The 14,288-nt window shown below is 51.0% G+C and carries 11 protein-coding genes; all 11 read right to left on the bottom strand.

What is annotated here, in order from left to right; all coding sequences use genetic code 11:
- Positions 1-3: 3 nt before the first annotated feature.
- The 11 genes from spoVE to BN3279_RS15975 all read right to left on the bottom strand — a co-directional run bounded on the left by spoVE (position 4) and on the right by BN3279_RS15975 (position 14,283).
- Positions 4-1,101, bottom strand: a complete 1,098-nt coding sequence (gene spoVE / locus BN3279_RS16025; protein WP_059052181.1) for a stage V sporulation protein E — start codon at positions 1,099-1,101, stop codon at positions 4-6.
- Positions 1,102-1,150: 49 nt separating this feature from the next.
- On the bottom strand, positions 1,151-2,575 hold the full coding sequence (murD, locus tag BN3279_RS16020) for a UDP-N-acetylmuramoyl-L-alanine--D-glutamate ligase (protein WP_059052180.1): 1,425 nt from the start codon (positions 2,573-2,575) through the stop codon (positions 1,151-1,153).
- A 3-nt stretch (positions 2,576-2,578) separates the two neighbouring features.
- Positions 2,579-3,544, bottom strand: coding sequence for a phospho-N-acetylmuramoyl-pentapeptide-transferase (gene mraY / locus BN3279_RS16015; RefSeq protein ID WP_059052179.1), 966 nt, complete (start codon positions 3,542-3,544; stop codon positions 2,579-2,581).
- A 23-nt stretch (positions 3,545-3,567) separates the two neighbouring features.
- Entirely contained in the window at positions 3,568-4,971 is a 1,404-nt protein-coding gene (locus tag BN3279_RS16010; RefSeq protein ID WP_059052178.1) for a UDP-N-acetylmuramoyl-tripeptide--D-alanyl-D-alanine ligase, read from the bottom strand.
- Positions 4,968-6,458, bottom strand: coding sequence for a UDP-N-acetylmuramoyl-L-alanyl-D-glutamate--2,6-diaminopimelate ligase (locus BN3279_RS16005; RefSeq protein ID WP_059052177.1), 1,491 nt, complete (start codon positions 6,456-6,458; stop codon positions 4,968-4,970). Before BN3279_RS16005 ends, BN3279_RS16010 begins: the two co-directional genes overlap by 4 nt.
- 99 nt (positions 6,459-6,557) lie before the next feature.
- The gene (locus tag BN3279_RS16000; RefSeq protein ID WP_059052176.1) at positions 6,558-8,510 is read right to left on the bottom strand and encodes a stage V sporulation protein D; all 1,953 of its coding nucleotides are present in this window, start codon (positions 8,508-8,510) and stop codon (positions 6,558-6,560) included.
- 78 nt (positions 8,511-8,588) lie between these two features.
- Positions 8,589-10,847 (bottom strand): penicillin-binding transpeptidase domain-containing protein, encoded by a 2,259-nt coding sequence (locus tag BN3279_RS15995; RefSeq protein ID WP_059052175.1) that lies wholly within the window; start codon positions 10,845-10,847, stop codon positions 8,589-8,591.
- Positions 10,848-10,867: 20 nt separating this feature from the next.
- The gene (locus BN3279_RS15990) at positions 10,868-11,323 is read right to left on the bottom strand and encodes a hypothetical protein (RefSeq protein ID WP_059052174.1); all 456 of its coding nucleotides are present in this window, start codon (positions 11,321-11,323) and stop codon (positions 10,868-10,870) included.
- Positions 11,324-12,298: a 16S rRNA (cytosine(1402)-N(4))-methyltransferase RsmH gene (gene rsmH / locus BN3279_RS15985; RefSeq protein WP_059052173.1), complete on the bottom strand. Its 975-nt coding sequence runs from the start codon at positions 12,296-12,298 to the stop codon at positions 11,324-11,326.
- A gap of 25 nt (positions 12,299-12,323) precedes the next feature.
- Positions 12,324-12,761, bottom strand: coding sequence for a division/cell wall cluster transcriptional repressor MraZ (gene mraZ / locus BN3279_RS15980; protein WP_059052172.1), 438 nt, complete (start codon positions 12,759-12,761; stop codon positions 12,324-12,326).
- A gap of 253 nt (positions 12,762-13,014) precedes the next feature.
- Entirely contained in the window at positions 13,015-14,283 is a 1,269-nt protein-coding gene (locus tag BN3279_RS15975) for an adenosylhomocysteinase (protein ID WP_059052171.1), read from the bottom strand.
- Positions 14,284-14,288: the final 5 nt, after the last annotated feature.

Raw genomic sequence — 14,288 nt, 5'->3', positions numbered from 1 at the left:
GTCTCACCTCGCATAACGGGATAAATTTAATAGAATACCTAACGCCGTCAGCATCAGGGTCAGAGACGACCCCCCATAGCTGATAAGCGGCAGCGTAATACCCGTCACTGGCATCATGCCAATGACTACACCGATGTTAATGACGACCTGAACCGCTACCATGCCGACAATACCAACAGCCAGGAGACTGCCGAATGCATCGTCAAGCGTCATGGCTACCCTCATGCCTCTCCAGACTAGTATCAGGAACAACAGCAGCACTAGCAGCCCACCGATGAATCCCAACTCTTCCGTGAGAATGGAGAAGATAAAGTCCGTTTGCGGTTCCGGGACATAGCTGTATTTCTGCCGACTCATGCCGAGTCCCAGGCCAGCCAAGCCCCCAGGGCCGATGGCGTACAAAGATTGAATAATTTGATAGCCTGCACCCAAGGGGTCAGACCAAGGGTCCAGGAATGCGGTAATCCGCTGCAGCCGATAAGGCGCCGCAAGGATCAAGCCGGCAAAACCCAGAGCTCCGATAGCCGCCAAGCCAGCCAAATGCCTGATACGCGCTCCCGCCGTAAAGACGATCAGCAGCGCAGCCCCCAGCATCACCGTTCCGGTGCCCAGGTCGGGTTGAAGCATGATTAGGCCAAAGGCAAGTCCAATAACGCCAAGAGGAGGTAACAGGCCTCTCGTAAAGTGAGTGATTCTGTAATCCTCCTTGCTGAGCCAATAGGAAAGAAACAATATCATGCCCAGCTTCATAAACTCGGAAGGCTGAATGCCAAAGGAACTGATGCCAAGCCAGCTTCTTGCCCCACCTCGAACGACGCCGATACCAGGGATAAGCACGGCGATGAGCAGCACAAAACATAACAATAAGCCTATCTTTGCATATTTTCGTAATAACCGATAATCAAAGTTCATCATGAAGAACATGGCAGCCAAGCCCAGCACAGCAAACAATAGCTGCCGTTTTACAAAATAAAAGGAATCGCCGTAATCATGGAAAGCGAGTACCGAACCCGCGCTATACACCATCACAATTCCGATGGCGAGCAGCCCGAGTATGCTGACCATCATCCAAAAATCCGGCGTCGTACGGCCCTTGCCCATCGTGGATGCCACCTCTTAATAGTAAGTAGGGGCTTTTCCACCCCCCTACTTAAAGGGTATGCACCGCCTCTTTAAAAATGCGTCCACGCTCTTCATAGGAAGCGAACATATCCCAACTTGCGCAAGCCGGTGAGAGCAATACGATATCTCCCGGCTCCGCCAGGGCAGCCGCCTCCTTCAGCGCGTCACGCAAAGTATCTGCGGCGCTGTCTCCATTATCGACCAGCACGATGCGGGATAGACCCGCCAGCTCAGACACGCGCGCGATTTTTTCCTTTGTTTGCCCTAAGGCGACGATAGCCTTCACCTTCGCCTTGAAGGCCGGCAGCAGTTCCATATAGTCCGACCCGCGGTCCAGCCCACCTGCAATCAGGACAATCCCCTCATGCAGAGCATCCAGCGCCATCAAGGTTGCTTTGGAATTAGTTGCCTTGGAATTGTTGTAATATGTAACCTCGTTCTTCTCGGCCACGAATTCCAGTCGGTGTTCTACCCCCCGGAACATGCGCAGTGGCTCAGACAACGCCTCCGGCAACGCTCCTGCCGCAATGGAAATCGCCGCGGCCGCCAGGGCATTCTCCACATTGAACCGGCCAGGCAAGGCAATTTCCTCTACGTTAACGATATGTTGCACTTCACCGTTAGCATCTCGGTAGATGATGCTTCTTGGCAGCCCGTCCTCTTGCCCTTGCACATAGGCCGGATGAACATATACGCCTTCGGTTAGCAATTCCTCAGTCATGGAGAAGGGAATGAGCCTCGCTCGAAGGTAAGGCACCAGTTCCCGGCATGAAGGGTCATCCCAATTGATAACCGCCCTGTCCGTCTCCCGTTGATTGGCGAACAGCTTGGCCTTGGAAGAGACATAATCCTCCATGGTGCCGTGGTAGTCCAGGTGCGTCTCGGCTATATTCAGCAGACACGCCACTTCCGGACGAAACTGTCCGGTGCCCTTCAACTGGAAGCTGCTAAGCTCCGCAACCAGCCAGTGGCTTGCATCTGCTGCCTCTGCCGCTTCACAGAGCGGGGTGCCAATATTGCCCGCTACAATGGGATGCAAACCCGCAGCTTCCAGCATGCGTCCAACCCAGGTTGTGGTTGTGGTCTTGCCATTAGAGCCCGTGATACCGATGATCGGCGCCGGGCTGAGTAGATAAGCAATTTCCACTTCCGTAACTACTTCAAGGCCCAATTCCTGCGCTTTAGCCACAGGGGGAGCCGTATAGGGAATTCCGGGATTCTTGACCACCAGGGCCACACCTTCATGGATTAGCCCATCTGGATGCCCGCCGCATACAACAGAAATTCCCAAAGCTTCCAGTTCGGATGCTTCGGGACACTGTTCCCTTTCCTTCTTGTCGTTGACCGTCACGACGGCGCCGTGGCGATGCAACGTTTTGGCGACCTGAACGCCGCTCTTGGCCAGACCGAGAACGACAACCTCACGCCCCCGGTATTCGTCTGGATGCTTCATCAATTACAGCCCCTTGTTCAAATAAAGTCCGATCACTGCCAATATCAGGCCAGCAGCCCAAAATGTGACCACTACGCGCCACTCCGACCAGCCCGACAATTCAAAGTGATGATGAATCGGACTCATTTTAAATACCCGTTTACCTCGGGTTTTAAACGATATGATCTGAATGACAACCGACAACATTTCAATAACGAAGATGCCGCCGATGACCAGAAACAGCAGCTCGGTTTTGGTAATGATCGCAATGGCTCCAATCGCCCCACCGATTCCAAGCGAACCGGTATCCCCCATAAACACCTTGGCCGGATGAGCATTGAAGACGAGAAAGCCCAACACCGCTCCAATCATGGCTGCCGCGCAAACCGCTGCAGGCAGTGAAGTGACCTGCATCGCAACGACGGCAAATGCCCCCAGCGCGATCGCACTAACGCCAGATAACAGGCCATCCAGGCCATCCGTAAAGTTAACGGCATTCGTGACCGCAATAAGCATGAATACTATAAAGGGATAATAGAACCATGGTCCAAAGTCAAAGAAAATATGAGTTCCTGGAATGCCGATTGCTGTACTGTGACCTTCCGTAATCAACAGAGCGCATATGATACCGGCGAGCAGCAACTGCCCGATCATTTTCTGTGCGGGCGTTAGTCCCAAGGATCGTTTAAAGATAATCTTGATGTAATCATCCAGAAAACCAATTAATCCAAAGCCTAATGCAGCGACGAGAAGCACGTAGAAATCCGTGTTAACTACAGAAAATTTGAGATACGAGAGCGTAAAGGCAAGTAGAATTATGATGCCGCCCATCGTAGGCGTACCCGCCTTTTTCTGATGGCTTTCCGGCCCTTCTCCGCGAATCTGCTGCCCGAATTTTAATCTTCTTAGCAGCGGAATGATCAACGGAGCCGAAATAACAGCCAAGATAAATGAAACGCCTATGGTTAATAAAATCAGTCCAAAATCCATGGGTCTCCCCCCTTTCGCCGGTGTTATGGTTGGTCAAGCTTGCTGTATTTGACGGCTTCAACGACCTCTTCGAGTCTCATGCCTCTGGAGGCCTTGACCAGGACGACATCTTGCGGATGTAAATGTTCAATCAGCTTGCCTATCAACTCAGACTTATCAGTATATGCATGGATGCTGGAGGGTGTCAAATGCTCCTGTGCTCCTCGGGCAATGTGCCCGGAGAGCGGGCCATAGGCAAACAGCATATCCGCCTTGTCCGCCGTCAGGGAAGCTCCTACTTCGTAATGATAAGCTTCTTCATCCGGTCCAAGTTCCAGCATATCCCCTAGAACAGCAATTTTCCGCCGATAGCCTTTCATAGTTCCCAGAACACCGATTGCGGCTTTCATCGAAGTGGGACTAGCATTGTAAGCATCATTAAGCACTGTGATTCCGCTCTCCCCGACTACGATCTCAATACGCATGCCCGTTAGTTCTGCTTCACCCAGCCCCTCGCGGATGGATGCTTCACCCACACCGTAATGACGAGCAATAGCGATGGCCGCCAGAGCATTGGATACGTTATGCTCTCCGAGGAGCGGCAGTTCCACAGGATCAGCCTGTTCACCACATGGTGTAAAGAGCGTACGGTTGTCCATGAACATCATTCCGGACGGATACAGGTCATTATGTGGCGTCAAGCCAAAGGTCATGGTCTGAAGGCGCTCAGGCTTGGTCGTACCTGGCTCTGCCAAAGCGCTGGCAATGAGAGGTTCGTCCCCGTTGTAAACAAGCAGTCCCCCCGGCTTCATTCCTGCGAGGATTTCCAGCTTGGCGCGAGCGATCTCCTCCCGAGAGCCAAGCTGAAGCAGATGGGATTCTCCAATGTTGGTCACAATGGCCGTCTCCGGCTCCCCAAGCTTTGACAACAGCTCGATTTCGTGGCGGCCGCTCATCCCCATCTCCAGCACCGTAATTTCCGTATCCTCCGGCATGGCCAGCAGGGTTAGCGGCAAGCCAATATGATTATTGAAATTGCCTTGAGTCTTATGCACTTTATATTTCTTGGACAAGAGGGCAAATACCAGGTCCTTGGTCGTCGTCTTCCCGTTGCTTCCCGTTATGCCAACTACCTTGACTCCTGTCGCTTCCCGGTACGCCTTGGCAAGCCTCTGGAGCGCTACCAGCGTATCGTCCACCAGGACGGCTGGTCCCGGCGGTGTTCCCTTGGATTGCTCCCACAAGCAGGCGCTTGCGCCGGCCCCGAGACAATCGGCAGCGAATTGATGCCCGTCAAACCGCTCGCCCACGAGCGGAACGAACAGGCAACCCGCCTTGATTTGCCGTGAGTCTGTAACAACTCCGTCGATGGAGAGTGTTGCATCCTCCGCATTTTGTAGCTGTCCACCGCACATGGCGGCAATGTCCGCTAAGCTTTTCTTAATCACTTTGCCAAACCCCTTATCGCTTCTCTGGCTACAATTCGATCATCAAAATCAAATACCTTGGAGCCGATCAATTGGTAGGTCTCATGACCCTTCCCCGCAATCAATACTACATCGTCATGGCTTGCCATTTCAATAGCCTTTTGAATGGCCTTATGGCGGTCTACCACAAGCTCATAGCTATCTTCCGGCACGCCGTCCTTAATCAGCCCCTGCTCAATATCTAGCAAGATGGCATCCGGACTTTCTGTCCGCGGATTATCGGAGGTAATGATGACATGCTGCGCATACTTGGCGGCGATCTGCCCCATTAACGGACGCTTCGTACGATCCCGGTCTCCGCCACAGCCAAAGACACAAATGACACGTCCCTTGGCAAATTCATTCACGGTACGGAGCACGTTCTCCAGTCCATCCGGGGTATGGGCATAGTCAACAATGACAGCGAAGGGCTGTCCTTCGTCCACCGCTTCCACACGTCCTTCAACCCCGTGGATGGCTTCAAGACTCGTCTTGATTTGCTCAAGTTCAATCCCTTCCAGCAAGGCAGCCGAGATCGCAGCAAGGGCATTATATACATTAAACTTCCCAACCATCTTCAAGGTAATGTCCGTATTTCCCCGAAAAGTCTCTACATGAAACGAAGTTCCCTTGGACGTGACGGAAATAGCGGATGCCCAAACATCCGCCTGATGGTCCACTCCGTACAAAATTGTCTCCGCCGCTGTCTGCTTGGCAAAATAAGCGCTAGCCTCATCATCTGCATTCAGCACCGCATAACTGCGCTTATCAGAGCTGTCCGCATACGTATTGCCCAGCCGCGAGAAGAACAAGGCCTTCGCTCCCCGGTACTCCTCCATCGTATTATGGTAGTCCAGATGATCCTGCGTCAGGTTGGTGAATATGGCGGTACGGAAGGCCGTTCCTTTTACCCGCCCCTGATGCAGCGCATGGGAGGATACCTCCATCACGCAGTACTCACCGCCGTCATCGGCCATATCATGCAGATAGGACTGCAACTCAAGCGATTCGGGGGTCGTTCCGGACATCGGGAACGTCCGTCCAGCGAAGCGACGCTGAATCGTGCCGATCAGACCCGTCTCGTGCTCCTGATCCTGCAAGATACGTTCGATTAAATACGTCGTCGTCGTTTTGCCGTTCGTGCCGGTAACCCCGATCACCTTCATTCGTGAGCTTGGCGATTTGAAGTACACCCCAGCCAGGATCGACATGGCTACCCGGCTGTCCTTCACCTTCAATTGAGGAAGCGATACGCCTTCCAGCCACCGCTCCACTACTAGCGCGGCTGCGCCTAGATCGGCAGCTTGCTGGGCATAATCATGCCCATCCACCGTATGTCCAGGCAGGCAAATAAACAAATCACCCTGCTGCACTCTCCGCGAGTCGATGACGATGCCCGTACACGCCGTACTTTCGTCGCCCTGAATTTGTGATGCCATCAAATAAGTCGCCAATTCCTTAAGCTGCATAGATACCCCTCCGTTAAATTCAACAACGTTCTCTATGTTGACGCATAGAGCAATACACTCACTCTATATTATCACCAAATATTGCAAAGTTCAGGAAATTTATTCACTGTGATTATGCAATTGCTCCGCATCTGCTTCCTTCCCCATATAAATACGAATCGTTGACCCCTTCTCTACTCGTGCCCCTGCCTTCGGGGCTTGATTAATGACCACGTTGCCTGCGCCCGACTTAGCCAGATTGAAGTTCATATTCATATCCTCATAAATCTCCCCAGCAGTATGCCCAATCAGGTCTGGTACGGTAACGATCGGTGTTTCCCCATACTTATATTTCTTGGCGACCTGCTGCTGGCGTGGAGGAATCTTCAAATATTCTAATGCATCTTCCATAATATTGCGGACAATCGGTGCCGCTACTACCCCGCCGAACTGAATGCCTTGGGGATTATCTACCGCCGTATACACAACAATTTGCGGGTCATCTGCCGGGGCGAAGCCAATGAAGGACACGATATGTTCGTTTGGAGAGTACCGGCCATTGATGACCTTTTGTGCTGTCCCTGTCTTCCCGCCGACCCGATATCCGTCGATAAAAGCATTGCCCCCCGTGCCGTTAGCGACCACACTTTCCAGGGCCGTACGGACACGCTCGGAAGTTTCTTCCGAGATGACCTGCCTTACCAGTTCAGGCTTGGTCTCAGAGATCACCTCTCCCGTCTCAGGATGGGTCCATGCCTTTGCTACATAAGGCTTGTAAAGCTTGCCACCATTTATTGCAGCCGACACCGCAGTAATTTGCTGAATCGGCGTCACCGATACCCCTTGGCCAAATGAAGTTGTCGCGAGCTCCACCGGCCCCACCTGAGGCAATTTGAACAGAATACCGTTCTCTTCACCGTTCAGGTCAATACCTGTTTTGCTGCCAAACCCGAAGTCACGAATGTATTCGAACAATTTCTCCTTACCCAGACGCTGCCCCAGAGCTACAAAGCCAGGGTTGCAAGAGTTTTCTACCACCTGCAAGAAGGTTTGGCTTCCATGTCCACCCTTCTTCCAGCAACGAAGCGTCGCTCCGCCCACCTTCACGTATCCGGGATCAAAGAAGCGATCATTCAGCAAATCAACCTTCTTCTCCTCCAGGGCTGCAGCGAGCGTAATAATCTTGAAGGTGGAACCCGGCTCATAGGTCATCCAAATCGGTAAATTACGGTTGTAGACTTCGGCATCATATTCCTGGTATGCTCCCGGCTCATAACCTGGTCTGGCAGCCATACCTAAAATTTCACCCGTCTTGGGATTCATTGCGATTGTCAAGGCCGAGTCGGCTTGTAGTCGGTTCATAGCTTGATCCAGTTCGCGTTCAATAATGCTTTGAACCGTCTTGTCGATGGTCAAGGTTAAATTAAGTCCATCCTTTGGCTCCACGTATTTCTCCGAAGAGCCAGGCATCAAACGTCCGCCCGCATCCGACAAATAAGAGACACTTCCGTTCATTCCGCTAAGCAGTTCATCATATTTGCTCTCGACGCCAGTCAAGCCTTGACTGTAACCACCGGTGAACCCGAGAATATGAGCCGCCAATCCGCCAAAGGGATAATAGCGTTTGTTGTCCTCTGCGACAACAATGCCCGGCAGAGCCAAATCACGAATTTGCTGCGCTTTCTCCATCGTAATTTTACGTCCGCCGGGCTGAAGTCTGACTATAGATTGTCTCTTGGTGATTGATTTGAAGATGATGTCTTCACCCATGTCCAGCAGAGGTGCTAGGCTTTTGGCCGTCTGCTCCGGGTTCTTGACTTGCACCGGAATAGCCATAACGGTAGGTGTTGTAATATTATAAGCGAGCACATTGCCGCTGCGATCGCTAATCTCTCCACGCTTGGCGGAATAAGGAATATTGCGGCGCCATGAGTCCTCCGCCTTGGCAGACAACTCCGCACCCTTCCCAATCTGTACATAGGCCAGGCGCACGGCAAGTGCGGTAAACAACACACACAACATCATCAAGAGCCAGAACAATCTTCTTCTGACAGTAAGCTTGGAAATTTTCACAGGTTGCCCTCCTATCTACCCTGACACATGAATGTTCTCATCTCATGAGTATTCAGGACAACCTGGGGTTAGAACAAGCTACGGAGAGTCTCCGCCGGCTTCGCCACTGTCTGTATTTGCTGCTTCTTCCGTCGTTTCTCCCTGTTCTTGCTCACCGCCAGAAGCTTCTTCGTCTTCGCCGTCCCCCTCATCATCTGGAGGCCGCAGCGTCAGTTCAACTCTTCTTCCACCATTGTCTTCAATCACCTGCTGAGATACCACATACCCTTCGCCTTGCGCCGTGACTGGAATCTGCAAGATGGAGAGCAGTTCCACGGCATCCCTGAGCGATTCTCCCTTCAGATTAGGCACATTTATTGACGCCCCCTCCTCGGTCAGCAGGTATACGAATTGACCCGATTTCAAGGTAGTTCCTGCTTTCGGGAACTGGGAGATCACTTCCGTGCCCGTTCCGAGGGTAGCATAGGAGATTTGCTCGTCCGCCAGCTTTTTCTTCGCATCGAGTACAGCCAACTTTTTGAGATCGGGTACTTTACGTGCGTTGCTAACTTTACCTGATCCCTTTGCCGCGTCGCCTTCAGTGCTCTTAGGTACGCCCATATATTGAAGCGTTTGGCTGACAATTTCCTTAAATACCGGGGCCGCCGCTGTCCCCCCGCCCAGCTCCGAATCCTTGGGTTCATCAATCAATACAATGATAGCGATCTTCGGATCATCTACTGGTGCATAGCCAATAAAGGAAACGACCTGCTTCGTATAATCGTATACCCCGTTGACTGGTTTGATTGCGGTCCCCGTTTTACCTGCGATTCGGTAGCCTTCGATGTAAGCATGGCGACCCGTACCGATTTCGCGGTCAGATACAACTTGCTCCAGGTAACTGCCGACTTCCTTCGCTTTTTGAGGAGTAATCACTTGTCGGATTAACTTAGGTTCCGTTTTTACCGTTTCTCCAGTTTGTGTATCTGTAATGGATTTGACGATATGAGGCTCCATCAGTCGACCTCCATTGGCAATCGCCGATACGGCAGCAATCTGTTGCAGCGGCGTAACCAGAAGCTTACCATGTCCATAAGCCATCGCTGCATAGTCAGCCTGTTGAACCGGGTTTACAATCCCTTTGGATTCGCCGGGTAACTCAATCCCGGTCTTCTGACCAAAACCGAACTGATCTACATAAGCTTTCAGCCGTTCGGGACCCAGCATCTCATATCCCAATTTAACAAAGGCAACGTTACTGGAGCGCTTAATCCCTTCCAGATAACTGATTTCGCCCCAACCTGATCTTCTCAAGTCATGGATCGTTTGCCCCGGAACCCGAATGCTCCCCGATTTGTATGTCGCGTTAGGATTCAACAAGTTCTCTTCAACCGCTCCGGCCAAGGTAATGATCTTAAAAGTCGAACCCGGTTCATAAACCGACTTGATGGCATGATTGTAAAAGTTCTTCTGGTCCACATCTGCCCAATATTCGTTTGGATCATAAGTAGGCATATTGGCCATACCGAGGATTTCCATCGTATTCGGATCTGCAGCAATGACTGTCATACTGATCGGCTGAAGCTGGGCGAAGGCCTCTTGCATCGCCTTTTCGATATAATATTGAATGGTATAATCGATCGTCAGCTTCAGGTCATCGCCGTTCTGAACTGGCGTGTATATCTCACTGGCCTTCGGGATCTCAATCCCCCGCCCGTCCCGTTTATACTCTAGTGATCCATCAGTGCCCTTTAGTTGTTCATCAAAATAAGCCTCAAGACCCGATACCGCATGGCCCTCCCGATCCGTGTAACCCAGTACATGAGCAGCCAGGCTATGTTTAGGATAATATCGCTTCTGATCCTTAATCAGATAAACGCCCACGTCCTCCAGCTTGTTATGCTTCTCCTTCAATTCATTGATGAAGATCTGCACCTGATCGCGCAACTCCTGGTCAATCTTCCAACCTTCGTTGCGCACCTCACGCTGGGCGTAATAACCACTACCATCGGCTTTTTCTGCCCCGATAATATCCCGCAGTTCACTCTCATTTTTGCCAAGAACCTTGCTAAGGCCTACGGCAATCTCATCCTGAAGTTGATATTTATTAATAATTTCAGGATTGACGGCTACTGTATACGCCGGCGCATCCACCGCCAGCACATCCCCGTTTCGATCTGTAATCGTGCCCCGCGTGGCCGGCAAAGTCTTCTTGGTGGACCAAAGCTTCTCCGCATGCTCTTGCCAGAAATCCGCCTGAACGACCTGCAGCCAGAATACTCTCCCCATCAATACAGCAAAAAAGAGGGTGATAATTCCCCCTATGAGCAGTGTTCGCAGCTTTATTCTCTTAATCATGGCACAACCTCTTTTGACTGTTATTTCTTAGCGGTAGTTACGCTATCCGCAGTCTTTGTCTCCTCATTGTCAGCAATTTGGCCTGCATCCGTATTCGCGCCTTCAGGAACCTGAACATGCAAACCTTCAACTTCAGGTTGCACATATCCTAGTTCATTCATCGCTCTCTCCGGAATTTGTTCTTCCAGCTTCTGCTTTTGAATGGAAAGTTCTTTAATTTCCGTAGTAATGGCCTGAACGTCCGTATTCAAATTAAACATTTGACGCTTGATATTGTAAAGCGCCACATTTTGCCATAAGATAGCCGCCATGACAGCTACGCAAAACATGACCGTGAACATGTACAGCAATTTCTCCCGAACCGGCAACGGGGAGCGGCGCGTGACCACCTTGGTTGTTTCCCGATAACGCTGTGAGGGGTTGCTGCGTTTCGATTGTTGTTCCTGAACTGCTAAATTTCCCCGTGTATATGCCATCTACAATTCCTCCACTAATGTTTGCAATTTCTCCGCCACACGCAGCTTAGCTGAGCGGGCCCGCGAATTATCGGATAACTCCTCTTCCGAGGGAACGATAGGTTTGCGGTTAACTAATTTGATCGTCCCTTTCCCCCCACACACGCACATGGGAAAGTCCGGTGGACAAGTACATTTCTCCAAGTATCCCGCAAAAATTTGTTTGCAAATACGGTCTTCCAAAGAATGGAACGTAATGACGGATACCCGGCCCTCGGGCGCCAGACAGCGAATAGAAGCATGAAGCCCTTCCTCAAACGCGCCCAGTTCGTCATTGACCGCAATACGCAAAGCCTGGAAGCTGCGCTTGGCCGGATGCCCGCCTGTTCGCCTTGCCGCTGCCGGAATTCCTTCCTTAATCAACTCAACAAGTTGCTCCGTAGTGTCAATCGAACTCTGCTCACGTCGTTCGGCAATCACCTTGGCAATTCGTCTTGAGAATTTCTCTTCCCCATATTGGAACAAAATGCGAGCAATTTCACGCTCAGGCCACTCGTTAATAATCTCCCAAGCTGTTAGCGGTGCGGACTGATCCATCCGCATGTCCAGCCTGGCATCTGCATTATAGCTAAATCCGCGTTGTCCCTCATCAAACTGAGGGGAAGACACGCCAAGGTCAAACAATATTCCATCGACCTGAGGAACCCCATCTTGCTGCGGGATACCCTCAATCTCCAATAGCTTCTGCTCCAAATAACGAAAATTACTTCTAACCAATGTCAACTTGTCTGCATAAGACGACAGTCGTTCTCTGGCATTGTCCAGCGCCCAGTCATCCTGATCAAAGGCAATAAGCCTTCCTCCGGGACCAAGCTTGGAAAGAATGACCGAACTATGCCCGCCGCCTCCCAGCGTACAATCCACATAAATACCGTTCGGCTTGATGCGCAGCCCTTCTGTCGCTTCTTCTTTGAGTACCGTGATGTGATGGAACAAGACCTACGCCTCCAAACCTAAAGTGTTAAAGATCAAAGTTAAAATCCACAAGCTTCTCAGCAATTTCGTTAAACGTATCCTCCGATTGCTGGAAGTATTGTTCCCAGGTATCTTTACTCCAAATTTCTACCCGGTTCGACACGCCCAAGACGACACAATCCTTCTCCAGCTTGGCGTACTGTCTTAAATTGCCCGGCAGGTTTACCCTTCCCTGCTTATCCCATTCGCATTCCGTCGCACCAGAGAAGAAGAATCGGGTAAACGCCCGTGCGTCGGATTTCATCAGTGGCAAAGCCTTCAGCTTCTGCTCCAGCACTTCCCACTCCTGCGAGGGGTAGACGAATAAGCACTGGTCCAGACCGCGGGTAACCACAAAAGAGCTTCCGAGGAGATCACGAAACTTAGCCGGGATAATAATCCGGCCTTTATCGTCAATGCTATGTTGGAATTCCCCCATAAACATTGTTGCCTCACTCCTTACCTCTTTCCCCCACTTTACACCACTTTACACCACTATGATAAGTAACTATTCTGCATAGAGCTTTAAATTCCTTCTAATGTTCATAATTTTTTTTGAAACAAAGAAGGACGAGGACGTTATGGAGCGACAAAAAGGGCTAGTCCGCACAGATTTCATCTGCGGGCTAGCCCTGCTTAAGTCTGTTTATTTAATTCTTGCTCGACATCTGGAAAGACGACTTTTTGAACAACCTCTATTAATGCTCTTGCCAGCTATCAAGATAAACGCGTTGCTCTTCAGACAAAGCATCGATGCCAAGTCCCAGACTCTCCAACTTAAAGCGGGCTACCTGCTCATCCAGCTCGTAAGGCACATTCACCACTGTATTGCCGATTTGCTGATATTGCTCATTCACAAATTTCAGCGATAATGCCTGTAGTGCGAATGTCATGTCCATAATTTCGGCCGGATGCCCATCTCCTGCTGCCAGATTAACCAGACGTCCCTCTGCCAGTAAATAGATTTTACGACCATCCTTGAGCTGATACTCTTCAATGTTACGACGCACCGTACGTACAGAGGAAGAACGTTCCTGAAGTTCAGGCTTGTTCACTTCCACATCGAAGTGACCAGCGTTAGACAATAAGGCTCCATCCTTCATTACGTCATAATGCTCTCCACGAATGACATCGCGATTCCCAGTAACCGTCACGAAGAAATCGCCTATTTTGGCCGCTTCCAGCATCGGCATCACTTGGAATCCATCCATGTAAGCCTCTACTGCTCTAATGGCGTCTATTTCTGTAACTACGACATTAGCTCCAAGACCCTTGGCCCGCATAGCAACCCCTTTGCCACACCAGCCGTAACCTACTACTACAACGGTCTTCCCGGCAACCACCAGGTTTGTCGTACGGTTGATGCCATCCCATACCGATTGGCCTGTACCATAACGATTATCGAACAAGTATTTGCAATAGGCATCGTTAACAGCAACCATCGGGAATTTCAGTTGCCCTTCCTTATCCATGGCCTTCAAACGCAAAATCCCCGTCGTTGTCTCTTCGGCTCCACCCCGGACCTGAGCCAGCAGGTCTGGACGCTCGGAATGTAGTGTCGAGACCAAGTCTCCCCCGTCGTCAATGATCAGGTCTGGCTTGGTTTCCAGCGCCTTAACCAATAAAGCCTTGTATTCCTCAGGCTCCGGATTATACTTGGCGAACACCGTAACACCGTCCTCCACCAAAGCTGCGCAGACGTCGTCCTGCGTGGACAATGGGTTACTCCCGGTAATCGTCACTTCAGCTCCACCCGCTTGCACTACCTTGGCCAGGTAAGCTGTCTTGGCCTCCAAATGGAGCGAAATGGTCACCTTGAGGCCTTTAAATGGCTGCTCGGCTTCAAATTGCTTGCGTACCCGATTGAGCACAGGCATGTGAGCCTCGACCCAATCAATTTTCAAGTGCCCCTCTGGTGCAAGCTTCAAGTCAGTGATAATGCTGTTCTGAATAGCTGTTGAGCTCATCATAT

Source organism: Paenibacillus senegalimassiliensis (assembly GCF_001486585.1).
GTDB lineage: Bacteria > Bacillota > Bacilli > Paenibacillales > Paenibacillaceae > Fontibacillus > Fontibacillus senegalimassiliensis.
Note: the sequence above shows the minus strand (reverse complement) of the source record. Positions and strands in the feature narration are given on the sequence as shown.